The sequence below is a fragment of the Komagataeibacter medellinensis NBRC 3288 genome (assembly GCF_000182745.2).
Taxonomy (GTDB): Bacteria; Pseudomonadota; Alphaproteobacteria; order Acetobacterales; family Acetobacteraceae; genus Komagataeibacter; species Komagataeibacter medellinensis.
The window spans coordinates 485,805-512,515 of record NC_016027.1 but is presented as its reverse complement, the minus strand read 5'-3'; the positions used below and the strand labels follow the sequence as shown (position 1 = coordinate 512,515).

18 protein-coding genes and 1 tRNA gene are annotated in these 26,711 nt (G+C 63.0%); 10 read left to right on the top strand and 9 right to left on the bottom strand.

From position 1 onward, the window contains the following. Window positions 1-4: 4 nt before the first annotated feature. The 5 genes from GLX_RS02195 to GLX_RS02180 all read right to left on the bottom strand — a co-directional run bounded on the left by GLX_RS02195 (window position 5) and on the right by GLX_RS02180 (window position 6,987). Window positions 5-1,747, bottom strand: coding sequence for a putative bifunctional diguanylate cyclase/phosphodiesterase (locus tag GLX_RS02195; protein ID WP_014104413.1), 1,743 nt, complete (start codon window positions 1,745-1,747; stop codon window positions 5-7). A 32-nt stretch (window positions 1,748-1,779) separates the two neighbouring features. Further along, window positions 1,780-4,146, bottom strand: coding sequence for an EAL domain-containing protein (locus tag GLX_RS02190; protein WP_014104412.1), 2,367 nt, complete (start codon window positions 4,144-4,146; stop codon window positions 1,780-1,782). A 23-nt stretch (window positions 4,147-4,169) separates the two neighbouring features. After that, the gene (locus GLX_RS02185) at window positions 4,170-4,796 is read right to left on the bottom strand and encodes a Crp/Fnr family transcriptional regulator (protein WP_014104411.1); all 627 of its coding nucleotides are present in this window, start codon (window positions 4,794-4,796) and stop codon (window positions 4,170-4,172) included. 240 nt (window positions 4,797-5,036) lie between these two features. Further along, a complete protein-coding gene (locus GLX_RS18350; protein WP_158309212.1) occupies window positions 5,037-5,201 on the bottom strand; it encodes a hypothetical protein in 165 nt (54 codons plus the stop codon). A gap of 454 nt (window positions 5,202-5,655) precedes the next feature. Beyond that, a complete protein-coding gene (locus GLX_RS02180) occupies window positions 5,656-6,987 on the bottom strand; it encodes an ATP-dependent DNA helicase (protein ID WP_014104410.1) in 1,332 nt (443 codons plus the stop codon). A 356-nt stretch (window positions 6,988-7,343) separates the two neighbouring features. On the opposite strand from GLX_RS02180, the gene GLX_RS02175 reads away from it, so the two are divergent. Beyond that, entirely contained in the window at window positions 7,344-8,570 is a 1,227-nt protein-coding gene (locus tag GLX_RS02175) for an MFS transporter (RefSeq protein WP_041247560.1), read from the top strand. Window positions 8,571-8,572: 2 nt separating this feature from the next. On the opposite strand, the gene GLX_RS02170 is transcribed toward GLX_RS02175, so the two are convergent. Then, window positions 8,573-9,676 carry an N-acetylglucosamine-6-phosphate deacetylase gene (locus tag GLX_RS02170; protein WP_014104408.1) on the bottom strand — a complete coding sequence of 368 codons (1,104 nt, stop codon included), beginning with the start codon at window positions 9,674-9,676 and terminating at the stop codon, window positions 8,573-8,575. Between the two features lie 200 nt (window positions 9,677-9,876). Beyond that, complete coding sequence (locus GLX_RS02165; RefSeq protein WP_014104407.1) at window positions 9,877-12,432, bottom strand: EAL domain-containing protein; 2,556 nt, start codon at window positions 12,430-12,432, stop codon at window positions 9,877-9,879. 437 nt (window positions 12,433-12,869) lie between these two features. On the opposite strand from GLX_RS02165, the gene GLX_RS02160 reads away from it, so the two are divergent. From GLX_RS02160 to GLX_RS02150, 3 genes are all read left to right on the top strand, one after another. Further along, on the top strand, window positions 12,870-15,365 hold the full coding sequence (locus GLX_RS02160; protein ID WP_014104406.1) for an HWE histidine kinase domain-containing protein: 2,496 nt from the start codon (window positions 12,870-12,872) through the stop codon (window positions 15,363-15,365). A gap of 73 nt (window positions 15,366-15,438) precedes the next feature. Then, entirely contained in the window at window positions 15,439-16,566 is a 1,128-nt protein-coding gene (locus GLX_RS02155; protein WP_014104405.1) for a PQQ-dependent sugar dehydrogenase, read from the top strand. Window positions 16,567-16,704: 138 nt separating this feature from the next. Then, window positions 16,705-17,283 carry a cupin domain-containing protein gene (locus GLX_RS02150; protein WP_014104404.1) on the top strand — a complete coding sequence of 193 codons (579 nt, stop codon included), beginning with the start codon at window positions 16,705-16,707 and terminating at the stop codon, window positions 17,281-17,283. 195 nt (window positions 17,284-17,478) lie between these two features. Here the strand turns inward: GLX_RS02150 and GLX_RS02145 are convergent, their stop codons facing one another. Next, window positions 17,479-18,828 (bottom strand): amidohydrolase family protein, encoded by a 1,350-nt coding sequence (locus tag GLX_RS02145; protein WP_014104403.1) that lies wholly within the window; start codon window positions 18,826-18,828, stop codon window positions 17,479-17,481. 854 nt (window positions 18,829-19,682) lie between these two features. Between GLX_RS02145 and GLX_RS02140 the strand changes: the two genes are divergently transcribed. The 5 genes from GLX_RS02140 to GLX_RS02120 all read left to right on the top strand — a co-directional run bounded on the left by GLX_RS02140 (window position 19,683) and on the right by GLX_RS02120 (window position 25,462). After that, entirely contained in the window at window positions 19,683-20,186 is a 504-nt protein-coding gene (locus tag GLX_RS02140; RefSeq protein ID WP_041247083.1) for a YbaK/EbsC family protein, read from the top strand. Between the two features lie 75 nt (window positions 20,187-20,261). After that, window positions 20,262-21,167: a DMT family transporter gene (locus tag GLX_RS02135; protein WP_041247082.1), complete on the top strand. Its 906-nt coding sequence runs from the start codon at window positions 20,262-20,264 to the stop codon at window positions 21,165-21,167. A gap of 49 nt (window positions 21,168-21,216) precedes the next feature. Beyond that, on the top strand, window positions 21,217-24,174 hold the full coding sequence (locus tag GLX_RS02130; protein ID WP_041247559.1) for a glycosyltransferase: 2,958 nt from the start codon (window positions 21,217-21,219) through the stop codon (window positions 24,172-24,174). A 25-nt stretch (window positions 24,175-24,199) separates the two neighbouring features. Further along, the gene (locus tag GLX_RS02125) at window positions 24,200-24,883 is read left to right on the top strand and encodes an NUDIX domain-containing protein (protein WP_014104399.1); all 684 of its coding nucleotides are present in this window, start codon (window positions 24,200-24,202) and stop codon (window positions 24,881-24,883) included. A gap of 177 nt (window positions 24,884-25,060) precedes the next feature. After that, window positions 25,061-25,462, top strand: a complete 402-nt coding sequence (locus GLX_RS02120; protein WP_014104398.1) for a YidB family protein — start codon at window positions 25,061-25,063, stop codon at window positions 25,460-25,462. Between the two features lie 53 nt (window positions 25,463-25,515). On the opposite strand, the gene GLX_RS02115 is transcribed toward GLX_RS02120, so the two are convergent. Continuing rightward, on the bottom strand, window positions 25,516-26,379 hold the full coding sequence (locus tag GLX_RS02115; RefSeq protein WP_041247080.1) for an N-formylglutamate amidohydrolase: 864 nt from the start codon (window positions 26,377-26,379) through the stop codon (window positions 25,516-25,518). Window positions 26,380-26,601: 222 nt separating this feature from the next. On the opposite strand from GLX_RS02115, the gene GLX_RS02110 reads away from it, so the two are divergent. Then, window positions 26,602-26,676: transfer RNA gene (locus tag GLX_RS02110), tRNA-Val, on the top strand. Window positions 26,677-26,711 lie beyond the last annotated feature (35 nt).

Genomic DNA, 26,711 nt, shown 5'->3' with positions numbered 1-26,711 from the left:
CCCCTCATGAGGCCTGTAGCGCTATTTCGGTATGATCTGGCGCAAAGATATGCTCCGCCAGTACAAGATTTGCCGCCGAAATGGGAGGGGAGATATAAAAACCCTGAATCCGGTCCACGCCAATTGCGCGCAGGATCTCCATCTGGGCTGCGGTTTCCACCCCGCTTACGGTTACACTCAGCCCGAAGGCGTGGGCCAGGCCAGACAGGTGGGCGATCACATCGCGGGCCTGCTGGCTGTGCTCTATATCGCGCACCAGCCTGCGTGAGATCTTGGCCTGGGTGAACGGGATTTCACGCAAGGCGGAAATGGATAGCGTGGCCAGTCCAAAATCGTCCAGTGTCAACTGGAAACCTATGGCCGCCAGTTCCTGCAGGCGCAGCAGCACCCGGTCCGACCGGCGCCCCGCCAGCACGCTTTCCGATACTTCCAGAACGTAATCCGACGCCTGACTGCCCTGCCGCCGGATCTCGGCCTCCAGATCATTCTGGAACCCGATATTGAGCAGGTCAAGGCGCGAGAGGTTGATGGTCAGGTTGGGATAGGCATCGAGCGTGGTATTCCACAGCCGCATGTCGTTCTGAAACGCCTTGACCAGTCGCGGGCTCATTGCCTGCGCCAGAGCGGCATCAAGGAACACGTCATGGAAGCTTTCCGCCGCCAGTAGCCCACGCTGCGGGTGGTGCCAGCGCAGCAGCGCCTCGATCTGGTCACACCGATCAAGGGCAAGGTTCAGGATCGGCTGGTAGTAAAGCTCGAACTGGTCCTTCTCCACGCCCGTGCGGGCATCGGTCAGGATCTGGGCGCGCTCCAGCGCATGCTGGTGCAGCGTGATGTCGAACATGCGCGCCTGATGGCCACCGGCGCGCTTGGCGGCATATAGTGCGATATCAGCATTTTTTTGCAGGGATTCCGCACTTTCCTGGCTGGCTACAGGGCTCACGCCAATGCTGCCCGATACGTTGACCATGGTGTTGCCCACCTCGATCGGAGCTTCAAGCGCGGCCAGAAGCTGGTCAAGTATGTCCTGTAGTGGCTTCTTGGTCAGGGTCTGGTTGAGGATCAGCGCGAATTCATCGCCTCCCAGCCGGCAGACCGCATCATCGGGGCTGACAAGCGCCATAAGCCGGGTGGAAATGGTCTTGAGCACCACATCGCCTGCATGGTGGCCATGTATGTCGTTGATCTGCTTGAACCCGTCCAGGTCAAACATGACCAGCATGATCTCGCGCATGATGTTCTGCGCCTTCTGCTCCACCGCCGTCTGCAACACGTTGTTGAAGCCGCCACGGTTGAACAGTCCCGTCAGCGGGTCGGTCGCGGCAAGGGACTTCAGCCGGTCGCGGGTGTTCATCAGTTCGGTAATCTCGAAGCGCGTGGCCACGTAACCCTCGATCGCGCCAAGCGAATTGTGCTTGGGCATGATGGTGGTGGCAACCCAGTACAGCGTCCCGTCCTTGGCGCGGTTGCAGATATTGCCGCGCCAGATCTCGCCCATGCGGATGGTGCGGTACATCTGGCGGAAGAAGCTTGCATCATGATACCCGGAATTGACGATCCGGTGCGTGGACCCCAGCAGTTCCTCACGCGGGTAGCGGCTGATTTCGCAAAAGCGGTCGTTCACGTAGGTAATCACACCGCGCACATCGGTAATGGCCACGATCAGCACATTATCGACCACATCGGCCCAGAAATCGGAATCCTTGTGGGTAAGCGCGCGCAGGCGATCGTCGTGTTTGAGTGACATGGCTTATGGCTCCCTCTGTCGCCCTGAAGGGGTCAGGACCTGTTGGTTGCTGTTGTCTTGGTGGCCGCTGGGGCCTTGGGCTTGTCCTTGTCCTCTTCTGCAGGGGGTGTGGCGGGTTCTGTAGTGCTGGCGGCGGCAGCCTGTGCGGCGGGGGGATTGGCGCCCTTCTTCGTGGTGGTCTTGCTGGCGGCCTTTGTCGCGCGTGCTGCCTTGAGTTCACGGATCACGGCAGGCGCGCCGCCGCGGCGGACCCATTCCTCCAGATCCCGTGGGGCCAGCGGTTTGGCGAACAGGTAGCCCTGCATCACGTCGCAGTTCAGTTTTTCCAGCAGGGCGCGCTGCTGCTCGGTCTCGACCCCTTCGGTCACGACCGTCATGCCCAGCCTGCTGCCAATGCCGATCACGGCCATGGTCACGGCCTGGGCATTGGTGTCGTATTCAAAATCGTTGATGAAGCTGCGGTCGATCTTGATTTCGGTCAGCGGCAGGCGCGTAAGCCGTGAGAGAGAGGAATAGCCGGTGCCGAAATCATCCATCGACAGCCCGCAGCCCAGGTTGCGGATGGACTGGAGCACTTCCTCGGTATCGCTGCTGCTGTCCATCATCACGCTTTCGGTAATTTCCACCGTCAGGCGCGCAGGCTTGAGGTTATGGTCCCTGAGCAGGGCCGCGATATGCTCGGGCAGCGCGCGGTTGCGGAAATGCACGGCAGACAGGTTGACGGCAACAGTGGGTACGAACACCCCGTCGGCATCCCATTTCACGATCTGGCGGCATGCTTCAAGCAGCGACCACCGGCCGATCGCCTCGATCTGGCCGGTTTCTTCCGCCACGGCAATGAAGCGGGAGGGGTAGATGTTGCCCAAAGTGGGGTGGTGCCAGCGTGAAAGCGCTTCCACCCCGCTCAGTTCCAGCGTGTGGGTGCGTACCTGCGGCTGGTAGTGCAACTGCAGCATGCCCTGCGCCAGTGAATCGCGCAGCGCGGAACCCAGCACCAGACGGTCCTGCGCCACCTGGTTCTTTTCCAGGTTGGCGAAGCGATAGATGCCGCGCCCGTCTTCCTTGGCCTGGCGCATGGCGGTATCGGCATGGCTGAGCAGGGATTCACTGTCCGGCCCGTTGGCGGGGAAGGTGCTGATGCCGATGCTGCACGAGATGGAAAGCGTGTTCTGCCCGATCTGCAGCGGTCGGCCGATGGTCTCGATCAGGATGCGCGCGATCTCTTCAATGCGCGCGCCGTCGCAATCGGGTACCACCAGCACGAATTCATCCCCGCCCGAGCGGCTGAGCACATAGTCATCGTGTGCAATCGAGCGGATGCGGGCTGCGATCTCGACCAGGAACTGGTCGGCATGGACATGGCCAAGCGCGTCGTTGATATCGCGGAAGCGGTCGATATCGAGCATGAAGATGGCCATCGTGCGGTTGCCGGGCTGGGCGATCATCTCTTCCATGACCCGGTGCAGCGCCCCACGGTTGAGCAGGCCGGTCAGCGAATCATAGCGCGCCAGTTGCGTCATGTGGGTCTTGGTGGCGTGCTGCTCCAGCGCCAGGGCGCAGAACGGCAGGCACGCCCCGACCAGACGCTGCGGCCATGCGCCAAGCTGATTTGTCTCGCGCAGGTACAGCGCGAAGATGCCCGTCACCCGTCCGTCCGCCGCCAGCACCGGGGCGGCGTAGCACGACTGTAGCCCCAGCGAGCGGCTCATGGACTGATAACTGTCCCATACCAGCCGCCCGGTATAGGAAGGATTGGCCTGCAGCTTCTCCACATCGGAAGGCGAGGGCACGGTGGTTTCCAGCGCATTACGGATGCGGCGTGGCAGGGCGGGTGTGCAGATCACGCGCCAGGGCTGGTTATCATCAAGCACCAGCATGGCGGCAACCGCGTTGGGCACGAAGGCTTCCACCTTGCGGCAGATCAGTTCGCCTATATCCTGGATCAGCATGTCACTGGCCAGCGCCTGTAGCACGTCGTTCTGCAGGATCAGGATCTTGCGGCGCTGGCTTTCATCCGTGACGTTCTTCATCACGCCCATGTAGTAGATTTGCCGGCTGTCCCCTTCCCCGATCTGCACCTTGGACAGTGACAGTTCGCCACAGATGTACTCGCCATCCGCACGCGTGAACTCAACCTCACGCGATGTGCCGACAATACGGTTGTGCCCGGTTTCGCGGTTGCGGTCGATGTAGCGGTCATGCTCGTGGCGCAGGCGGGTGGGAACGAGGCAGTCCACGTTGTGGCCGATCACCTCCTCACGCGGGATGCCCCACAGGCTTGCCGCCGCCTGATTGTAGAAGATGATCTCGTTATCCTGGCCGATGATGACGGTGGCGTCGATTGCCTGTTCAAGGGCGGGCAGCAGGATTTCGGTCGTGAGCGCTGTAATCTCGGGCATCTGGGTACTGTCTTTCCTGGGTATCATTCCGGCATGGCCATGATCGCGCGCAGGCGGTCAGGGTCAAGGATGTGGATCGCGCGCCGCTCGCGGGAGATGAGCTTTTCACGATGGAAGGTGCTGAGAAGGCGGCTGACGGTCTCGGTTGTCAAGCCAAGGAAATCGGCTATGTCGGCACGCGACAGGGCGGGGTCCACCGGCCACAGTTCTGTGCTACCCATGCGCGTTCCCTGCCCGAGCAGGAAGGCGGCCAGACGTTCACGCGCGGTCTGGCGCCCCAGCATGAGCAGGCGGGCATGCATGCCCACCAGCAACTGGCGCGCGCTGTGCAGTGATGCCGCACACGCGCCCGGCGATGTTTCATGCAGGTGATGGAGCACCGGGGCGGGCACGCAGCTCACCTGCATGCCGCGCATCGCTTCGGCGCTGTAGGGGTAACGGATGCACGGATAGGCGGGCAGCACATCGCCCCTGTGGGCAAACCCGATGATCTGCCGTCTCCCGTCCGGCAGGGACTTGAACAGACGCGCACCACCGCTCACCACATGGAAATGCATGTTGGCGGGTGCATCTTCCGTGATGAATTCCTGACGTTCTGAAAAACTGCGTTTCAGTCCATCGGTAGGAATGGGGAGCTGGGAGAAAGACATGAATTTGTTTTCTGGTTTCCGGTAGGGTTACGGCTATCTGTTATTTATGACACATTTCTGCCATAAGTTAATTTGTAAAATATATGCATAATAAATGTGTCCGTATTCCTGTATTCCGATATACTTTATTCTTTCATGTAATTGTCGAATGTAATTTACGGGGGGTGGGTATAGCGTGCGCGTGCGGTTTTGCGCCCTCTATTGTTACATTAAAGAAACATCAACCATTACTTTACCGCCCTATCCACCCGTCTCGCGCATCATCTGGACAGGGTGGTACCATGCGCCGTGCCTCATGGCATGGAGCAGCGGCAACCGGAATGGGCGCGTGGTCGTGCGGCCCGGCCCCTGGCGGCCCGTCGGGTCGGAACCGCCCTGTGGTGTCTCTCCTGTGCCGGGCGGCATTGGCCTGCCTGCCCGGCCATGCATCGTGTTGCCTCGCCTGTCGCCATTCCGGGAGTATTGGTCCGGTCTGGCTGCCTTGCCCTGCCTGTGCGCCTGTGGCGTGGCACGGGATGGTCCTGAATGCCCGCGTGGTCAGCATCCAGACCCATGTAGTCCGGTTTCTTCAAGTAACGTGCCCTTGTAGGCAGTGGATCAATATGACCGTTATTGTGCTGCATCCGTCGCACAACCACCATCGGGGCGCATGCGGTACGCAAAAAGCAGTGCTTTCATACCTATTTCCCCTATGCGCCATAAGCATCGAGTATCATGCTGATAATTTAAGATTTCATGAAAGCTTTATGCATTACGCGCCGGAAAAATCATCCTGCCCCGCTGGTCTGGTCGGGTTATGATCAGAAAATCGTGTTTGCCGTGTGACCATAGCGCACCATGGGCCGGGCGGGGCCGGGCCTTAGCCCTGCCCTGTGCTGCCTGCCCCATGGGGGGACAGGCCGGTCAGGATCATGGCCGTTGCGGGGCGGGTGGCCGCTACATAAAGCAGTTGCTGGGCCTCAAGCACATTGGTGGCGGCGCGGCGGGCAATATCGCCCACATCCACGAATACCCGGCCAAAGGTGCTGCCCTGCGCGGTGTGTACGGTCATGGCATACACCGCCTGCAGGTGGCCAATGCCCCGGCGGAAGACAAAGCGGTGCTGCCAGCGCGCGCGCTCGGTCGCGGCCTCGGTTTTCAGGCGGCGTTCGATGGCGGCCATGTCGGCGCCCGGGCGCAGGATGGGCACCGGTGTCTCATCGCCCGACAGGGTGCGCAGGATCACGTCATACACCGGTAGTTCGGTGGTCCATCCCGCCACCTTTGACGTGGCGGGAAAGGCGTGACGCAGGATGGCGGGGCGAATATCGGCAATTTCCGCCTCCTCGTTGGTGGCTACCACCACGCGGCGGCCTTCCACATCCAGCACCGGGGCACGGGTAATCACGCGCTCGCCGGGCATGAAAGGGGTGGGTGTCTCGCCGCCATGTATCCAGCGCCGCACAGTGCGGTTGACGGCTTCCACCCGCGCATTGGTCCAGCACAGATAGCGGAAGGCATCGCTGCTGGCGCGGAATTCATCGGATGTAAAGGCACGCTGCATCCACGCATCGGGCGTACGGGGCACGAACAGGCCAGCACCCTCGTGATGGCTGGCGCGGCACCATGACCAGTCCATCGGCCCGCCCTGGCTTTCGCGTATGGTGGTGGCGGCGGCCACAAGCGGGTTGCCTGCCGCCTGCCGCACCACGGTTTCCAGGTGGGAGGCGGAGCGGATGGCGAAGGATGGGCTGATCGCCTCGCCCACCGGTGGCAACTGGGCGGGATCGCCCACAAACAGCACAAAACGGTCGGGCACCAGTTCGCGCACCCAGCGCATCAGCCCCGCGCCGACCATGCTGCATTCATCAATAATGATGACATCGGCCGTGATGGGTTCCGGCCGGTCGGCACGTTGCAGTACCTCGCGCCCGTCCTGTGCCGAAGGCTGGAGTGAGAGCACGTTGTGGATGGTCCGGCACGGCGCAAGGGTGCCCACCCGCGTCCTGAGCACCGCCGTGGCCTTGTGGGTGGCGGCGGTGAACACTACGTCCGCCCCCTGTTTGCGGAGGGCGCGGGCCACGTGGCGCATGAGCGTGGTCTTGCCCGTGCCGGCATAGCCGGTCAGCAGGTGGGTGGCGCTCGTGCCGCGGGCCGCCAGTATTTCCGCCAGTGCGCGCTCCTGGCAGGCGGTCAGGACCGTGCGGGACATGGGGCAGGCCTGCCGGGACAAGGGGCGCGGTGGGGAGCCATGGGGACAGGGGTGTTCCTTGGTCCATCTGAAGCAAAGGGCATCACGCCCTGTTATTAGGCCGCTCTACGTCGGCGGGCCAGTGTAAATGCATGGCCGGGGTTGACGCGGTGGCGCGCAGTCCTTTCACTGGCCGGTGTGTTCCCTGTCTGGTCGTGCCGCAATGAGGCAACGCCAACCATGCGGCGGACCAGAAAACGGAGATTTCTGATGCCTGTCCCCTGCCCCGCCCTGCGTCATGGCCTGATTATGGTCCTGACTTCCGGCCTGTGCCCCCGCCACGGCGGCACCGCCATGCCCGCGCGGGGGTGAACCGGTTGGCCCTGCCCACCGCGTGGGGCAAGCGTGTTGTCCGTTCCCTGCGCCATCGCAATTATGCGATCTGGGCCTCGGGCGCCGTGGTGTCCAATATCGGCACATGGATGCAGCGCACGGCACAGGACTGGCTGGTCCTGACACAGCTTACCGCCCACGATGCCACCGCCATGGGTCTGACCATGGCCTGCCAGATGGCGCCGCAGGTGCTGCTGCTGCCGTGGACCGGCCATGTCGCCGACCGGTTCGACCGCCGTGCGCTGCTTATGCTGACACAGGGGTTGATGGGCGTGCTGGCGCTGGGGCTGGGGGCGCTGGTCATAAGTAGTACAGCGCGATTGTGGGAGGTCTGTGTGTTTGCCTTCACCTTCGGTTCGGTTGCCGCCTTTGATGGCCCGGCGCGCCACAGTTTTGTATCCGAACTGGTGCCCGCTGCCGACCTGCCCAATGCCGTTGCACTCAATTCCGTATCGTTCAACGCGGGGCGCATGCTGGGGCCGGTGGCGGCGGGGGTGTGCATTGCCGCCATTGGCACGGGATGGGCGTTTGTGCTCAACGGGGTGTCGTTCATTGCCGTGCTGCTCTCGCTTACCGCGCTGCGGGGCCGTGCCGTGCCTGTGCGCGCCAGCGGTGGCGGGCGCGAGATCCTGGCCGGGTTCCGCTATGTCTGGGCGCAGCCCGACCTGCGGACCATGTTGCTGGTCCTGCTGCTGGTTGGCATGTTCGGGCTTAATTTCCCCATCTTCATTTCCACCATGGCGGTAGGCGTGTTTCATGTGGGGGCGGGTGGCTACGGGTTGCTGACCACGGCCATGGCCGTTGGTACCATGGCGGGCGCGGTGCTGGCGGCGGGGCGCGAGCGCGTGACACTGGGCACGGTCGGGGGCAGCGCCCTGTTTTTTGGCACCGGCGGGCTGCTTGCGGCCCTGGCTCCCGGTTATGCCCTGTTTGCAGCAGCGCTTGCGCTTGTGGGGGTGGCCAGTCTGACGCTTGCAACCGGTTCCAACAGTTTCATGCAGCTTGCATCCGTGCCGGAAATGCGCGGGCGGGTGATGGCCATCCGCCTTGCGGTTATCATGGGGGGGACGCCGGTGGGGGCGCCGGTCATGGGGTGGGTGGCCAACCATTTCGGCCCGCGCTGGGCGCTGGGGCTGGGGGCAGCATCGGGCTTTGCCGCAACTATAGTGGTTATCGTGCGCCGGTACCAGACCCGTGCAGCCGCAGGTTGAGTTCAGGCCCGGCGACGGCCTTCAACCCACACTTCCTGCACCGTAAGGTCGGGGCCAAGCACCACCATGTCCGCCCGGCGGCCGGGCAGCAGCGCGCCCCGGTCATGCAGTCCCAGCCAGTTTGCGGCATTGGTGCTGACCAGTGCCGCTGCCTGCGGGAGCGACACCCCCGCCTGCAATGCGTTGCGCAGTGCCTGATCCAGTGTCAGCACGCTGCCCGCCAGCGTGCCATCGGCCAGCCTTGCCACGCCATCGGCCACGAATACCGCCTGCCTGCCCAGCGTGCTGGGGCCATCGCCCGCACCGGTGGCGCGCATGGAATCCGTTACGAACACCAGGCGGCTGCCCATCAGCCTGTGCGCCAGGCGGAACAGCGCGGGATGGACGTGGTGGGTATCGAACACCATCTCGGCATAGGCCACGTCGCTGCACATCAGGGCCGTGGCCGGTCCCGGCGCACGCGCGGTAATGGGGGGCATGGCGTTGAACAGGTGCGTGCCGCCCACCGTGCCGCCGGGGCCGCATACAAGGCAGATCGCGCGTTCCGCCTGGTCAATATCGGCCAGCGTATGGCCGATATTGACCCGCACCCCGGCATTGACGAAGGCCTGCATAGCGGACTCGGCCTGTTCGATCTCGGGCGCCATGGTTACGACCCTCACGGCGTTCGTACGCAGCACGGCGGCCATGCGCGCAAGCCCCGGCACCTGTGCAAACGGCGGCTGTGCGCCCAGTTTCTGCGGGTTGATGAACGGCCCTTCAAGGTGCGCGCCGGGAATGGACGGCCCGCCATGAATGCCTGTGCGCATCACGTCGGCCACGCAGTACAGCGCATCCATGATGTCCGACCATGGTGCGGTGATGGTGGTGGGCAGCAGCGTGGTGGTGCCGTGCGCCATGTGGAACAGCGCCATGTGGCGGATCGCGTCCACGCCATCCATGGTATCCGCCCCGCCGCCGCCATGTACATGGCCATCAATGAAACCGGGCAGGATATAGCGGTCGGGCACATGCGCGTGGGGCCGCACATCGGCAATTGCCGTATCGAACATGATGCGACCGGGCATGACCCGGTCGGGCAGGACGAGGTGGCCATCAATGTTCACGCGGCGGCATTCCTGTTGTAGCGGGTTCAGGCATGGCCCCCGTGTTAACCCACCATGGCCCTTAACGCCATACGCTACGTGTGCGCCCCGGTGGGCATCCCGATGGCACCCCGGTGGTGGGCCGAATTCCGTCACGCGGTCTGTCCCCTGCCACCATGGGCAGCCGCCCCTGCCCTGCGGTCGGTCCCGACCGTGCGGGATTATGCGTTCAGGCCGCTGGGCTGGTAGGCGGCGAACCAGGCGGCCAGTTCCTCGGCGGGTAGTGGTTTGGAGAACATGTAGCCCTGCAACACGTCGCACTCCATTTCCGCCAGCAGGCGGCGCTGTTCCTCATGCTCCACGCCCTCGGCCACCACGGTCATGCCCAGACTCTGGCCAATGCGTACCACTGCCATCACCACGGCGCGCACCTTTTCTATGCTTTCCAGCCCGGTCATGAAACTCCGGTCGATCTTCACCTCGTTCACCGGCAGGCCCGCAAGGTTGGACAGGCTGGAAAACCCGGTGCCGAAATCATCCATCGACATGCCAACCCCCATTTCACGCAGGCGCTGGGCTACGCGGATGGTGCGGTCATAATTGTCGATCATGGTACTTTCGGTAATTTCTATGGTCAGGCTGTGCGGCGGGATGCCGGTTTCTTCCAGCAGTTCGCTTACAAAGCGGGGCAGCGTCTCGTCACGGAAATGCAGTGGGGAGAGGTTGACCGACACCACCGGCACTTCCACCCCGTCGCGTATCCACTGCGCCATCTGCCGGCAGGCAGCGCGCAGCGACCATTTGCCAATCGCCTCGATCTGGCCGGTTTCTTCCGCCACGGCAATGAAGCGCGCGGGCGAGACAAAGCCCAGCGAAGGATCGATCCAGCGCGAAAGCGCCTCCACCCCGTACAGCCTGCCGCTGCACGCATGCACCTGCGGCTGGTAGAACAGGCGGAGCCGGTCATGGGCGATCGCATCACGCAACGCGGCGGCCAGGATCAGCCGGTCACTGGCCTGCTGGTTCATGCGCGGGCTGAAGAAGCAGCAGTGCCCGCCACCATTGGCCTTGGCCTGGAACATGGCGGTCTCGGCATTCTTGAGCAGCGTGTCGCCGTCCTCGCCATTTTCGGGGTGTACGGCAACGCCCAGACTGGCCGAAAGGCTGACCGGCACATCACCAATATGGGTGGGCACCGCCAGCGCGCGCAGGATGGACGCGCTGAGTGTGGAGGCATGCTGCTGCTCGCCATTGGTCACGATGGTGAACTGGTCGCCGCCGCTACGCACCAGCGTATCATCAATCGAGATGGCCTCACGCAGTTTGCCGCCAATCTGGGTAATCAGTTCATCGCCCGCCGTGTGGCCGAATACATCATTGATATGCTTGAAGTTGTCCACGCCCACGGTCAGCAGCATGATATTGCCGCGCACGGCACGGCGCAGGATGCGGGCCATGTTCTGGCGCAGCCAGCGGCGGTTGGGCAGGCTGGTCAGCAGGTCAAAATCGGACAGGCGGTTGATGTGTTCCTTCGCCTCGTGCCGCTCTATGGCCAGTGTGCACAGGTGCAGGCTGGTGGCCACGGCCTTCTGGCACGCGGCATCGGGCAGGTGATCGGTGCGCGAATAACAGGTGAACACGCCCGCCACGCGGTTGTCGCGCAATATGATGGGGGTGGCACGCGCGGCGCGGATACCGTTATGCAGTGTCTGCTCACGCAGGTGGTGCCAGCGTGGGTCGTGGGCAATATCGGGGCTTTCGGCCACGGTGCCGGTGCTGGCGGCAACACCGGAGCATGCGGCTTCCGGCCCGATGGGCAGCGTGTCGTACAGCTTGACCAGCGAGAGAGGCAGGCTGGCGCGGCCCTTGCATTTCAGCCGCTCGTCCTTTTCCACCAGGTAGATGGCGGGCATTACGTCGGGGATATAGTGCTCGATGCGGCGGCAGATGAAGTCCATCACCTCATGCAGGCCAAGGTCGCTTGATATCGCCTCCAGCGTGTCGCGCTGCAGGCTGTCAAGGAAGTGCTGTTCAGTAATGTCGGTCAGCACGACGACGATGTTCTCGATGTCGCCTTCGTTGTTGAACACCGGGTTCATCGCGGCCGAGACCCAGATGTCACGCCCGCTGGCGTGGCGGGCGCGGATGTCCAGCGTGAAGCCACGTGCGTTGCGCGCCCCTTCGTGCAGTTGGTTGAGGATGCCGATATCTGTCGTATCCCCCGCCAGAATGACCGAAAGCCCGTGTCCGGTCACGCGCTCTGGGCCGAAGCCGAACATATCGCTGAACGCGCGGTTGACGTATATGATGCGGAATTCGGGATCAAGGATGGCAACGCCACGATCGGTCTCACGCACCACCAGCGAAAGCAGGCGGATCTTCTCGCGGTCATCCACTTCCTGCGAAATGTCGCGGATCAGCGCCATGTAGCCGATCTTGCCATCTACCGCGATGCGCGAGAGCGAAAGGTTGGCCCAGAACGTGGTGCCATCAAACCGTTCAACCAGAACCTCGCGGCTGGTGCCCACGATCTTGTTGATCCCGGTCTCGCGGTTGTGGCGGATCAGGTCATCATGCGTGGAGCGGATGTTGCGGGGCACGAGGATGTTGACGTTGCGGCCGATCACGTCCTGGCGCACACAGTGCCACAGGCCCTCCGCCGCCTTGTTGAAGAAGGTGACGGTATTGTTTTCATCAATCAGGACAACGCCAAGAATGGTCTGTTCCAGCGCGGGCAGGACCGTAACCTGCATGTCGTCTATCATGTCGCGGGGCATTTGACTGTTGGTCTCCTGCTGGCTGAAAAGCGAACGGGGATGAAGCTGAAATGTGACACCCGACTACGGGTATTCCGGGCCACTGTAATGGGTGGCAGCCAGCATGATGTTTCATGCACCCCGCCATATTAACAAAGCGTGAACATGCGCTGTCCTGAAATGATGCATCTCATGCACCGTAATGTCGCGCGCCCTGCACGCCAGCGTCTGCTGTCACCCCTGCCGGTTGGGTTGGCCACATAAAAGTGATCCCGGTAAAAGGGATCTGGGCTTGCCGTGCGCGGGGGCGTATGGTGGGCATGCCCGCCACGTGGCGGGACGATACGGGTGGCGGGAGCGGCCGCGCCACTGCTGGGTGGGGGCCATGATGGCAGGCAACGGAGCATATTGCGCGGCAGGCCTGCGGTTTGCGCGCATGATGGCAGGCGGCACGTCCCGTGCCTAACAGCGCGATACAGCCCCATGGGTGGCTGCTGGTATGTGATGCCCACCTGAGCCATGTCATGCGCTGGTCGGCCAATGCGCCCGCCCACCTTGGGCAGGGGGCGCTGGAGGCGGGTATGTATCTGTCCGATCTGGTCGGGCAGGAGGCGACCCACAACATCCGCAACGCGCTGGCCACCCATGGCGAGGCCCATCGCCGCCCCGCCCTGGTGTTTGGCCAGACCGTGCCGGGTGGTGACTGCTTTGACGTGGCGATCCACACCGCCGGCGGGGAGATCATGCTGGAATGGGAACCCGCCATCGACACCGACCGCGATGGCACCTATCTGACCCACCTGCGCACCATGATCGACCGCATCCGTGAAATCACGGATTCCGAGCGCCTGTTCCGCACCGTGGTGCGGTTGGTGGCGGGTGTGCTGCGCTATGACCGTGTCATGCTCTACCGTTTTTCCGAGGACGGGACCGGCCGGGTGGAGGCCGAGTACCACACCCCCACGCTGGAAAGTTTTCTGGGGCAGCACTTTTCACTCAGTGACATGCCCGACCCGCTGCGCAGGCTATACAGCACCAACCTCATCCGTGTGATCGGTGATGTGGAAGCCGTGCCCATCCCCCTCGTCTCCCCGCCCGGCATGGGCCAGGCCGACCTGTCTCACACCCATCTGCGCACGGGCACGCCGGGGCACTGCGCCTACCTGCGCGGCATGGGGGTGGCGGCGTGCATGTCTGTTTCCATCATGGTGGACGGGCAGTTGTGGGGCATGATCGCAGCCCACCACCACACCGCGCGCGTACTGAACATGAGCGAGCGCATTATCGCGCGCATGTTTGGCGAATTCCTCTCGCTCCAGATAACCAACCTGCTGCGCACCCGGCGGCTGGGCATGACGCGCCAGACCCATGCGCTGATCGAGACCTTCCTCAAGGGCGCCGCCCCCGTGGCGGACATGCCCGCCTACCTGATGGCGCACCTGCCTGATATGCTGACCTTCGTACAATGCGATGGCGCGGCCCTGTGGGTGGATGGGCAGTGGACCTATCATGGCGCGCACCCCCCGACTGACGCCATGCCCGCCATGCTGGAACTGGCGCGTGCCCATGCGGGCAGCCAGATCTGGCATACCGCGCGGCTATGCACTTTCCGGCCTGAAGCCGCGGCCTTCGCCGACCGGGCCGCAGGCGTGATGGTCGTACCCATCTCGTCCCAGCCGGGTGATTACCTGATGGTGTTCCGCAAGGAAGTGGTGCGCACGCTCAAATGGGGCGCCGATACCACCATCCCCGACCGCAACGGCAACCCCGAGAACGTCTATTTCGGCCCGCGCAGCGGGTTTGCGCTATGGACCCACCGGGTCACGCGCGAAGGACTGCCATGGTCGGGGGATGACCTGGAGGCGGCCACCCTTGTACGCTCCGCCCTGATTGAGGTGATGGGGGCCTACCACCAGTTGCAGTTGCGCGAGCGCGCCACAGCCGATCTGCGCCAGCGCATGCTTAACGAGGAGTTGAACCACCGCGTCAAGAACATCCTCTCCATCGTGCAGTCACTGGTCAGCCAGCCTGTCGAGCCGGACTGCACCCCCGCCGAACACGTGGCCCGCCTGCGCGGGCGTATCAGCGCGCTGGGGCTTGCCCATGATCAGGCCGTCCGTAGCGAGGGCGGCGGCCTGCTCAATGCCCTGCTTGATGCGGAACTTGCGCCCTACCGCGCGCGTTGTTTCGTTACGTGCACGGGCCCGCGCATATGGCTGACCGGGCAGGCACTATCGGTTTTGGCGCTGGTGGTGCATGAAATGGCGACGAATGCCGTCAAATACGGCGCGCTCAGCCACGCGCGCGGGCGGCTGGACATCGTATGGTCGTTCGATGCGACGCAGGATGTCTGGCGCATACACTGGCGCGAGACCGGGGGACCGGCCGTCGTGTCCCGCCTGCGGCGCGGGTTTGGTTCCGTGCTGATCGAGCGTGGCTTCCCCCACGAACTGGGCGGCACGACGGAGGTCGATTACGGCCCCCATGGGGTATCGGTCACGCTCAGCCTGCCTGCCCGGCATGTCAAGTCTGCCCCGCCCCCCACACCGGCGGCCAATGTTCATAACCCCGCCACCATGGCGGCCAGGAAGGAGACCACAGTGCTCGATGCCGACATTCTGCTGGTGGAAGACCAGTTCCTGATCGCGATGGAAGCCGAGGGGGCGATAGAGGAAATGCATATCGGTCAGGTCCGCACCGTGGCTTCGGTCTATGAAGCGCTGAGCGCAATCCGCACGCGCCTGCCCGATGTGGCGATCCTTGATGTGAACCTGGGCGGCGAAAGTTCGGTCGAGGTCGCGCACGCGCTGCGCGCGCGTGGCGTGCCCTTCATCTTCGCCACCGGCTATGCCGACCGCACCATGATCCCGCCCGAACTGCACGACGTGCCGATCGAGCGCAAGCCATACTCCGCCACGGCCCTTGCCGAACGTATCCGCGAAATCGTGTCCTGAGCGCCCCAGGCGCACACGAAGCCACTGGAGACTGCCCTATCGGCGCCCGCCCGCCGTAAACGGAGATCGCCCCATGATACCTGCCACCTTCCGCACAATCTGCGCCCTGCTGGGGCTGTGCGCGCCGCTGGCCGCTCATGCCGACCCGCGCATGGACCTGCTGCGGGTGCCACAGGGGTTCTCGATAAGCCTGGTGTCCGGCCATGTGCCCAACGCGCGGGCCATGGCGCGCGGCGCACGGGGCACGATTTTCGTGGGCAGCCGGGCGGCGGGTACGGTCTATGCGCTGACAGGCGTGGATGACGGCGGCCCGGTCAAGGTGCACGTCCTTGCCCGCGGGCTGGATATGCCGGTGGGCGTGGCCTACCACAATGGCGACCTGTATGTGTCCGACACGAAGCGCATCGTGGTGTTGCACGCGATTGAGGACCATCTGGACACCCCGCCCCGCCCGCAGGTGGTGGCCGATGGCCTGCCCTACCGCGATGGCGACCATTCATGGAAATTCATCGCCTTTGGCCCGGACAACCGGCTGTACGTGCCCATTGGCGCGCCGTGCAACATATGCGATGTGGGGCATGAATATGGCCGCCTGATCAGCATGGCGCCCGATGGCACGGACCGGCGTGATGTGGCCTACGGCATCCGCAATACGGTCGGCTTTACCTGGCAGCCGGGCACGGACACGCTGTGGTTTACCGATAACGGGCGGGACATGATGGGTGATGACGTGCCATCGGACGAACTGGACCGGCTGGACACGCCCGGCCAGTCCTTTGGCTACCCCTACTGCCATCAGGGCAATATCCCCGATCCGCAGTTCGGCAGCCAGCACGCATGCAGCGCGTTCACGCCCCCTGCCCTGCTGCTGGGCGCGCATGTGGCGGCACTGGGTCTGCGCTTTTACGAAGGTAGCGCCTTTCCCGCCGCCTATCATGGCAACCTGATGATTGCCGAACACGGGTCATGGAACCGCAGCCAGCTTTCGGGCTATCAGGTGGTCAGCGTGCATTTTGGCCCGGACAGCACGCCCCAGCCGCCCACCGTGCTGGTCAGTGGTTTCCGACAGGGACAGACCGCATGGGGGCGCCCGGCCGATGTGCTGCCCCTACCCGATGGCTCCATGCTGATCAGCGATGACATGGCGGGCGCGGTCTATCGCCTGAGTTACGGACGCCAGGGTTACGGGGCGACCCGATAGCAAGCTGGCCTTCTTGGCTGGGCTTTTTGCAAAAGCCGGGAAGAATGCCGCCTGTATAAAAATTAAGGCGATACCCAGAAACTGTTTTGCCCGTTTACCAGGCAACATCCCGCCTTTCCACGCCCAAGGAGAATTGCCATGCATCCGCGCATGACCATCCTGCCCATGGCCTGTACCATGGCAGTCCTGTCCGCTCTGCCCGCGCAGGCCGCCGGGCCACCCGCATTCCCCGCACCCGCACACCTGCCCGATACTACCCAGCCGCCCCCACCCCAGCGACTGTACCGGCATTTATGGACCGATGACCGTGGCATCAGCCACATTGCCACCTGCCCGGTGCATGATTTCTTCCTCAAAAGCATGTCGCCCCCCGCTGGCCCGCAATGGCAGGACCCGATGGTGCCGCAGGTGGCCACCGTGATGATGACGGTCCAGCCCGCCCACTGGGACGGCACATGGCACCCCGACCCGAAGCCCCAGTGGATCATCCCGCTACAGGGGCGGTGGTATGTGCGCGCCATGGATGGTACCCGTGTGGAAATGGGTCCGGGCGATATCCTGTTTGGCGAAGACCAGAACGTGCGCCCTATGGCCAACGGTCCCTATCGCGGGAAAAAGGGCCATGACGCAGGCAATATCGGTGACGGGCCGGTCACGCTTATGGTGATCCAGTCCGCCAATGCACCGGTCATCAACCAGCCTTGTCGCTACCATTAGGCCACGAGGGCGGTCAGTTGCCCGCGCTGGGGCTTATCCACAGATTCAGGGGATAGTCAGAAAGATAACCCTGTGGACAAAAGCGGGATATTGCTATTTTACCAGTGTTTACAACAGACTATATGCAGGGCGTGCAGTTTGCCCCGCAGACTGCCGCCATCCGTGCTCTGCCCCGACGCCGGGGCGGATGACCGCTCAGTCCAGTTTCTGGATGCGTCTTGCCTGTATGGCATGGCGGCGCAGGGCATCGGCAAGGTCGGGCTGTAGGGGATGGGTATCTTCCACCAGCACCTTGCCATTGACAATAGTGGTGCCCGCCATCATCGGCCCGCAGCGCAGCCAGGCCTCGACCGGGTCGGTCAGGGCGCCAGCCATGGCAATGGGACTGTCCTGCCATATCACCAGGTCGGCGCAGGCACCGGGGCGCAGGTGACCGATCTCGTCCCCCCACCCCAGGCAGGCAGCCCCACCACGGGTTGCCATGTCCAGCGCATCACGCGCCACCATGGAAGCCGGGCCATTGCGCATGCGGCCCAGCAGCATGGCATTGCGCGCTTCCATCCACATTGAGGCCATGTCCGTCGTGGCCGAGCCGTTGGTGCCCAGCCCCACATTCATACCCCGCTCGCGCAGGTCCATCACATCGGCGCTGCCATTACCGATCATCATGTTGGAACTCGGGCACTGCACCATGCTCACGCCCGCGCGGATGAGGCGCGCCGCCTCGGAGGAGGAAGGGTAGATGTAATGCGCGACCCATGCGCGCGGCGTAGCCCAGCCCATCCGTTCAAAATGTTCAGTGGGGGTGCAGCCGTACACGCTCAGGCTGTAATCGTCCTCCTCCTCGTCCTCAGCCAGGTGGGTGTGCAGGCGCAGGTCATGGCGCTCGGCCATGGTAAGACAATCACGCATGATCTGCTCGGATGCGGAGAAAAGCGAGACCGGCCCCAGCGCTACCCGTGTCATGGCGCCAGGTGCGCGATCATGGAATTGAGCGACCACGCGCTCACAATCGGCCATAATCGTGTCTTCATCCTGCACCACAGCGGCAGGAGGCAGGCCACCATTTTCCTGCGCGCGGGTCATGCAGCCGCGCGTGGACATGAAACGTAGCCCGACATCGTATGCCGCGGCAAAGCCCGCATCCATCAGGCCGGGGCGCGGGTGTACGTACATATGGTCTGTCGAGGTCGTGCACCCGCCCAGCAGCAGTTCCACCATGGAAATGTAGCTGGATACGTAGGTTGCCTCCTCATCCAGACCGCTCCACAGGGGGTAGAGTTGCTGCAACCACTGGAACAGGCCGCTCCGCGCAATGGGGGCATAGGCGCGCGTAAGGTTCTGGAACATGTGGTGATGGGCATTGACCAGCCCTGGCGTGACCAGCCGCCCCTGTGCGTTGATGACCCGGCGGGCTTCCGGGCGGGGCTGCCCCGGACCACCTGCGGAATGGATGCGGTTTTTTTCAATCGCGATCCAGCCGCCGGCAATTTCCCAGTCACGGTCAAGGTACAGATGGGCATCACAAATCAGGATATCGAACATCAATTAAGTACTTCATTTATGTATTTTTTCGGAACATGCCACGTATCATGCAAGCATGTCCATATGTATAGACAGGAATATTTTTTGAATACCAAACAAGACAACCCCGGATTGTAGAAAATTAAAGAAACGATAGTTTTGAAAGCGGGCCTGCGTTGCCCATATTATGAATTTTTTAAAAATAATAAGACAAAATACCGGCTCATATGGCGCAGCGCAGGCCCTCAACAGGCGTAATCAAAGCAGGGATTGGTTAATTTATACTTCACAGTATATAGTTTTGTTCAGTATTTTCTGGAAATTCTGCCAGAGCAATAGAAGAAAAGATAGGAATATTTTCCTTTTTATAATTGTTAAGTCTTTGAATTATATGATTTAATTGCACGCTCACCTAAACCCGGTATGGGTATCCCGAAATAAAGGTTTTCTGTAACCATATCAATTCACATTTGAAACTGGGCAACCGGGCAAACTGATATATGTTTCTTTATCGACATTATATCATGTCTGGCCCGGCATTATACGATCATGTCCGGATTGGGACCGGAACCGTATCCGGTGGCGGCATTCCTTGCTCCGTTGCGACGCAGACGGATATGGCGGTTGTCATTACAACCGATATATTGATAATAAATATTCATCTATCCTGGTATTTTGACTACTTGTGGTTGCGGATGCGCCGTTCCAATCCCGGATTAATCGCAGTTTTGTGATAAAAATAGCCTATTTCCTTCCCCGTCCATGCGCCCACCAGGCATGTGATGGGAGCGGTTGCATGGCACGAGGTGCTATTTTACCCTTGGTGGCATATTTTTCCGCGGGCAGGCCCGCAACCCGTAATCAGGACCCCCGTCGTGACCGGACAGACCAGTGCAACCCGCTTCCTCGCCCGGCATGGCGTGCCGTTTTCAGTGCATGAATACGATTATGCGCCCGGTGGCGGGCTGATCGGCATGCAGGCGGCAGCCGCCATCGGGGCGGACCCGGCCTGTGTGCTCAAGACACTGGTGGTGATGGTGGACCGCACCACGCCTGTCTGCCTTGTGGTCCCGGCGGACCATAAGGTAGACTTCAAGAAGGTGGCCGGGCTGTTCGGTGGCCGCAACGCGCGTATGATGGCACCCGAACGTGCGGCGGAACTGACCGGTTTCCACTCCGGCGGCACCAGCCCCTTCGGGCAGGCAACGCAACTGCCCGTGGTGTTGTCGGACGTGGCGATGGCGCAGCCTCATGTCTATATAAATGCAGGCCGGCAGGGGCTGGTGGTTGGTATTGCCCCGACCGATGCACAGGCGGTGGTTGGCGCGAAAATAGCCGATATTTCAGCCCCGCCTCTCCCTGCCCCGGTCGCGCCATAACCCGCGCGCCACGGGGCTGTGGGCGTAATGGGTCAGCCGGTATCACCTGGTCCGGTTTCCTGCTATGGCGGTGGTATGAACACACCCCTGTCGACCCGCCTCCTTGCTCTTGCCGTGGCGGTGGCCATCCTGTCCTGGGCAAGTGCCTACCCGGTCGTGCGGATTGCCTTGCGCGACATGCCGCCGGTACCACTTGCCGCCGTGCGCTACGCGCTGGCGGCGCTGGTTGCGCTGGCGTGGCTGGTCGCAAGGCGCACGCCGCCACCTGCCCTGCGCGATGTGCCGCTGCTGGTGGCCTGTGCGGGTATTGGCATTTCACTCTATAATATCCTGTTCAACATGGGGGAGGTCACGGTCCCGGCCGGGGCGGCCAGCCTGCTCATTGCTTCTGCACCGCTCATGACGGCACTAATCGCCATGCCGGTGCTGGGGGAACGGTTGACGGGCTGGGGGTGGCTTGGCTCGCTGTTCAGCTTTGCCGGTGTGGGCCTGATCGTGGGCGGCCAGGCCGGGGGCATGGCCTTTGGCGCGGGGGCGATGCTGGTGTTGGGGGCGGCGCTGTGCTCGGCTATTTACATTATCCTCCTGCGCCAGCTCCTGCGTCGTTATGACGGGCTGACCTGCATGGCCTATATCCTTATTATCGGGGCAGTCCTGCTGCTGCCCTGGCTGCGGCAGGCCTGCGCGGTCCTGCGCCATGCGCCGTGGTCGTGCGTGGGGGCGGTGGCGGAACTTGGCGTTTTTCCCGCCGCCATCGGCTACGGGGCATGGACGTTCGTGATCAGGGAGATGGGGGCGGCACGCGGTTCGGCGCTGCTGTACACGCTGCCGCCTGTCACCATGGTTCTGGCCTTCATGCTAACGGGCGAGGTGCCTGGCCTGCGCACGCTGGTTGGTGGCCTGATCGTGATGGCGGGCGTGCTGGTCATAAACACATGGGGCCACCCTGCGCGCAGGGTGGGAGCACCCATTAAAAATTAACCTTTGTGCCGCATAACCCCCTGACCATGATCAAGGACAGGGATGCATGATGGCTGTTTCCTCCACCCATGCGGAAACGGCAGCCGGATGGGCCACGTTCGATCCCGCATGGTACCGTGCGCGCCACGCCGCACTGCTGGACATGCTGGGCGTGGGAGCGGACGAAACCGAAGGGTTCTACACTACCCACGGCGCGGCCCTTGGCCATTCTCCCAATGCGTTTTTTGATGAGACATGGTACCGTCAGACCTACCCCGAAGTGACCCGGGGCATAGAGCACGGCACATGGGCCAGCGGGTTCGCGCACTACCTGCACGCCGGGCTGCATACCCACAGCCCCCACTGGCTGTTTGATGAACACGCCTACCGCGCGGCCGCCCCCGATGTCACGCTGGCCATGATGGACAGTGCGGGCTACCGCAATGGCTACGACCACTACCTGCGCGTGGGCGATGGGGAGATGCGCGCGGGTTCGTGCTTTTTCGACCCCGCCATGGCGCTTGCCCATGTGCCCGGCACCGGGCGGGAGGCGGCTGCCCACCCATTTGTGGACTACCTGTTGCGCGGCATGGAAGCCGGCCCGGATGCAGCCGTGTCGGTCTATTTCGATGCCGGGTGGTATGTCCAGACCTATCCCGAGGTGCGTGCCGCCATCGACCGGGGGGAGTGGCTGTGCGCCCTGCACCATTACCTGTGCAACCCCACGCCGTGCGCTTTCGATCCGGGGCCGTTCTTTTCGGAATCCTTCTATGCCTCGGTCAATCCCGATGTGGCGGATGCGGTGGAAGCGGGCCTGCTGCGCAACGGCTATGCCCATTACCTGAATGATGGCGTGTTCGAGCAGCGCAAGCCGTGCTCCATGCTCGACCTTGCCACCTACATGCGCGACCCGTCCGTGCAGGCGGACCTTGCAGCGGGCCGCGCACGCGACGGACTGGGCCACTACCTGACCGCCCGCCCCGACCTGCGGCCGCCCCCCGCTCCGCCGGTGATGGAGGAACAGACCCGCGCCCTGTTCCGCCACATGTGCACGGTGCGCCTGCCGCTGCTGCTGGGTGGGCGGATCGACTTTACCAGTGACACGCCGCCGGAACTGAGCGTGATCATCATCGCCCACAACCAGTTTGCCATGACCATGTCTACGCTGGCCTCGCTGCGGGCAAATTATCATGGGTCCATGCAGGTGCTGGTGGTCGATTCCGGATCGCGCGACGGGGTGGCCAGCATAGAACGGCATGTGAAGGGCATCGAGGTGCTGCGCTTTGCGGGCAATATCGGCTTCCTGCGCGGATGCAACGCGGCCCTTGCACGGGTGCGCGCGCCAGCCACGCTGTACCTTAACAATGATGTGGACCTGCAGTTCGGCGCCATTGCCAACGCGCTGGCCCGCCTGGGCGCGCAGGATACGACCGGGGCTGTGGGCGCGCGCGTGGTCCGTACCCATGGTATGCTGCAGGAGGCCGGCAGCATCATCTGGCGCGACGGCTCGGTGCAGGGCTACATGCGCGATGCCCACCCCAGCGTGCCCGAGGCAGGGTTCGTGCGCGCGGTGGACTTCTGCTCCGGCGTGTTCCTGATGGTCCGCACCGATGTGCTGCAGGTACTCGAGGGCTTTGATGAAGGTTACGCCCCCGCCTATTTCGAGGAGACGGACCTGTGCATGCGCATCCGCGCGCTGGGCTACACCATCATGTACGATCCGACCGTGTGTCTTGTGCATTATGAGTGCGGTACGTCGGATTCCACCAGCGCATCACGATTAATCGCGCGCAACAGCACGCTGTTCACCCGCAGCCATGCCCGCCCCCTGCGGCGCAAGCTGCTACGCCACCCTGCCCTGCTGGCCCGTGCGCGCCATGCCGATGGCGGGGGGCGGCACATCCTGTTCATCGAGGACAGGCTGCCGCTACGCCATCTCGGCTCGGGCTTTACCCGTTCGAACGACATCATCGCAACACTGGCCGGTCTGGGCTACCATGTAACGGTCTATCCGGTTTACCGCCCGACCGAGGATGCGGCGACACTGGCCACGGCCTTCCCCCCCGGTGTGGAGGTGATCCATGACCGTGAACTGGCCGACCTTCCCGCCTTTCTTGAAGGGCGCGCGGGCAGCCTGGATGCGATCTGGGTCGCGCGCACCCACAATGCCGCGCGCCTGGCCAGTATCCTCAACAATGCCGCCGCCGCCATTCCCGCCGGGCGCATCATTGTCGATACCGAAGCCATCGCCGCCTGCCGCGATGAGGAACATGCCCGCCTGCATGGTCAGCCCCCGGCACAGCCCTTTGCCGCGCGCCTGGAGGCCGAACTCGCGCCGCTGTTCCTGGCCGACCGGGTGGTGGCCGTGAACGCGGCCGAAGCCGACCTGCTGCGCGGTGCGGGGTTTGATAATGTATCAGTACTGGGCCACATGCAGGTGTCCCGCCCCACCGGGCCGGGGTGGGCAGGACGGCGCGATATCCTGTTCCTTGGCGCGGTGCATGACATGGCGGCGCCCAACCTCGATTCACTGGCATGGTTCAGTGGTGCGGTACTGCCCCTGCTGGTGGAACGGTTGGGGCCGGATATCCGCTTTGGCGTATGCGGCCATGTCAACCCGCGTGTGGACCTTGGCCCGCTGCGCCGGCACCCCAATGTCACCCTGCTGGGGCAGGTAGACGATACCGCCCCGGTCTATGACCATCACCGCGTGTTCGTGGCCCCCACCCGTTTTGCCGCTGGCATTGCCTACAAGCTGCACGAGGCGGCGGCCAATGGCCTGCCCGTGGTCGGCTCCCCCCTGCTGTGCCGCCAGGCGGGCTGGTGCGATGGCGATGACATGTTATGCGCCGACGTGACTGACCCCGCGGCTTTTGCCGCCCAGGTCGTGCGTCTCTATCAGGATCAGGCGTTATGGGATAGGGTGCGCCAGAACGCACTCAGGCGCGTGGAAAGCGAACATACCCCGCAGGACTATCGCGCACAGGTGAGCGCCATCATGGCGGGGGTATTCACGCAACAGATCTGATGACGCAGGACAGGCAGGCACTCCCGTGGATAATCCAGGCGACATTTCGTTTGCCCCCGGCATCGACCCGGCCCTGCATGAGCGTGTCCTGCAAGCCCCGCATTTCCGCCGCTGGTATGACGGCATGCGTAGGCGTTTCACGCTGCGCCACGTGCTGGTGCGTGATGCGGTGGCCTTTGGCCCCAGGCGCATGGGTTTCATCATGGTCGAGGCCGATGCACAGCATCAGGGCAAGGCCATACCCGGTCTGGCCATGCTGCGCGGTGACAGTGTCTCTGTCCTGCTGGTGCTGAAATGCCCCGGCTACCCGGACCGTACCGTCCTGACTCGCGAAGCCCGCGTACCCATAGCCCAGCCGGATATGCTGGCCCTGCCTGCGGGCATGCTGGATGGCGGCGCGTTTGAAAGCACGGCCCTGCGTGAACTGTCGGAAGAAGTCGGGACCGACCTGCGGGTGCAGGCGCATGACCTTGTGGAACTGACGACGGTCTGGCTTTCACCCGGCGGGTGCGACGAGGCGATCGGTCTGTATTACGCCGAAGTGGTCGTGGATGAGGGTCTGGCCCGGCGCCTATCCAACCGTCAGACCGGCCTTGCCGCCGAAAACGAGCATATCAGGCTGCATGTCATCGACATGGACCAGTTGCCCCATATCGGCATGACCGATGCCAAGACCCTGCTGTCATGGCACATGTACCATGCGCGCTGACGTGCTATCGCTTTTTCTTGTTGACACAACTGCGTGATAAACTGCATAATCCCTGGAAGCAGAATGCCGTGTGCAACTGCTTCTTGGACGTTTCCTCCCTAAACTCAGCGGTGCTTGTGCACCGCTTTTTTTTGTCCTGTTTTTATCAAATTTTCATATAACTGTACGTCATGTAGTATGGTATTCCCAATTGGAACGAGAGACGGGAATACGAACACGATGAGCGGTATATTCAATGACGTCATGGGCAAGCTGAGCGACCTGGCGGGTTCCACCGGCCTGTCGCAGCAGGTCCATTCCTATCTGTCACAGTTGCTGACACCGACAGCCATCTCTTCCCTGATGGCCCAGGCTGATCAGGCCGGACTGGGGGATAAAGTGCGTTCCTGGATCGGTGATGGCCATAACTTACCTATCTCGACCGATGAACTGCGCAGCCTGCTAAGCAACCAGCAGGTCCAGGCCATGGTGGACAAGACTGGCCTGCCCGCCGCCACCATCCTGCCGGTTCTGGCTCACCTGCTGCCCGAAGCCGTCAATACCCAGACCCCGACGGGTGAGGCCCCCAAAACGGCCTGAACCCATGGCGAGTGGGCCTGCCGCCCGGCACGCCCCCGCGCCCCCGCGCCCCCTTATTCTGCCGCCTGACCCGTGACCAGAATGCCGCCATGGTGGGCCATGCTAGCCACCACATCCATCACGGCTGCCTGGACACGGGCAAAGCCCGTATGGCGTTGCAAGGTGGCCTGATCCATGTAAAGCGCGCGGCTGATCTCAAGCTGGATCACCTGCACGCCGCGCCGTGGCTGTCCATAATGGCGGGTGACATACCCGCCCGAAAACGGCACGTTGCGCGCTACGCTGTAGCCATGGCGGCGCAGCGCCTGATCCACAACCGCCGTAAGTTGCGGCGTGCAGGCCGTGCCCCATGCATTGCCCAGCACGAAATCCGGCTGGTCGCGCTGGCCTGCCACCACGGGCATGGAATGGGCATCCAGCACCATGCAGCAACCATGATGATCCAGCCTGTCCTGCACAAGGCGGGCCAGCGCATCGTGGTAGGGCTGCCAACAGGTGCGGATGCGCGCTTCCGCCTCGCTGAAGGGGAGCGGTCGGGGGTAGATCGGCCCATCACGCGAGACGATACGCGCAATCGTGCCAAAGCCTGCGCGCACCTTGCGGCTGGTGGTGTTGCACCACGGTGGCAACGGGTCGCGGAACATCGTGGGGTCCAGTTCCCACGCCTCGCGGTTGGCATCGCAATAGGCGCGAGGGAACGTGGCGTGCAGCAGGGCCGCCCCCTGCCCCGGCGCACCTTCAAACAACTGTTCCACATAACAGTCCTCGCTGCGGCGCAGGGCGTGCGCGCCAAGGCGGGACATGCGCAGGAACGCATCGGTATAGTTCCGCCCCGAATGGGCGGAGGCCACGACCAGCGGTACCTGCGGCCCGATAGCATCGATAATGTGGTAGGGCGGGATGTCCGGTTCAGCCATGTGGCCCGGACCTGGCTGGCGGGTCCGCGCGGTAGGGCATTCCCTTGGCATGGTCGGGGTCAAGGCCCTGAACGGCGCGGCAGGCCCACGGTAAAAAAGCGACATGGCACATGTCTGCCATAGGGACAGCAGGCACGTTTCGGGTCAATGCGATTTTTTGAAAAATGGGGGTTGCACACCCCCGGAAGGATGAGTAAAAGCCTGTTCACCGAAGCAGATGGTGGGCGCATAGCTCAGCGGTAGAGCACTACCTTGACATGGTAGGGGTCACAGGTTCAATCCCTGTTGCGCCCACCATCTGCTTCGCTACAATCCATAAAAATAGCCGTTCT

Bases quoted from the DNA above. Each gene is read 5' to 3' on its own strand.
- GLX_RS02120 (WP_014104398.1), top strand. From the start codon at position 25,061: ATGGTATTCCCAATTGGAACGAGAGACGGGAATACGAACACGATGAGC.
- GLX_RS02150 (WP_014104404.1), top strand. From the start codon at position 16,705: ATGCATCCGCGCATGACCATCCTGCCCATGGCCTGTACCATGGCAGTC.
- GLX_RS18350 (WP_158309212.1), bottom strand. From the start codon at position 5,201: ATGCCGCCCGGCACAGGAGAGACACCACAGGGCGGTTCCGACCCGACG.
- GLX_RS02155 (WP_014104405.1), top strand. From the start codon at position 15,439: ATGATACCTGCCACCTTCCGCACAATCTGCGCCCTGCTGGGGCTGTGC.
- GLX_RS02130 (WP_041247559.1), top strand. From the start codon at position 21,217: ATGGCTGTTTCCTCCACCCATGCGGAAACGGCAGCCGGATGGGCCACG.
- GLX_RS02135 (WP_041247082.1), top strand. From the start codon at position 20,262: ATGAACACACCCCTGTCGACCCGCCTCCTTGCTCTTGCCGTGGCGGTG.
- GLX_RS02165 (WP_014104407.1), bottom strand. From the start codon at position 12,432: ATGCCCCGCGACATGATAGACGACATGCAGGTTACGGTCCTGCCCGCG.
- GLX_RS02145 (WP_014104403.1), bottom strand. From the start codon at position 18,828: ATGTTCGATATCCTGATTTGTGATGCCCATCTGTACCTTGACCGTGAC.
- GLX_RS02190 (WP_014104412.1), bottom strand. From the start codon at position 4,146: ATGCCCGAGATTACAGCGCTCACGACCGAAATCCTGCTGCCCGCCCTT.
- GLX_RS02195 (WP_014104413.1), bottom strand. From the start codon at position 1,747: ATGTCACTCAAACACGACGATCGCCTGCGCGCGCTTACCCACAAGGAT.
- GLX_RS02115 (WP_041247080.1), bottom strand. From the start codon at position 26,379: ATGGCTGAACCGGACATCCCGCCCTACCACATTATCGATGCTATCGGG.
- GLX_RS02185 (WP_014104411.1), bottom strand. From the start codon at position 4,796: ATGTCTTTCTCCCAGCTCCCCATTCCTACCGATGGACTGAAACGCAGT.
- GLX_RS02180 (WP_014104410.1), bottom strand. From the start codon at position 6,987: ATGTCCCGCACGGTCCTGACCGCCTGCCAGGAGCGCGCACTGGCGGAA.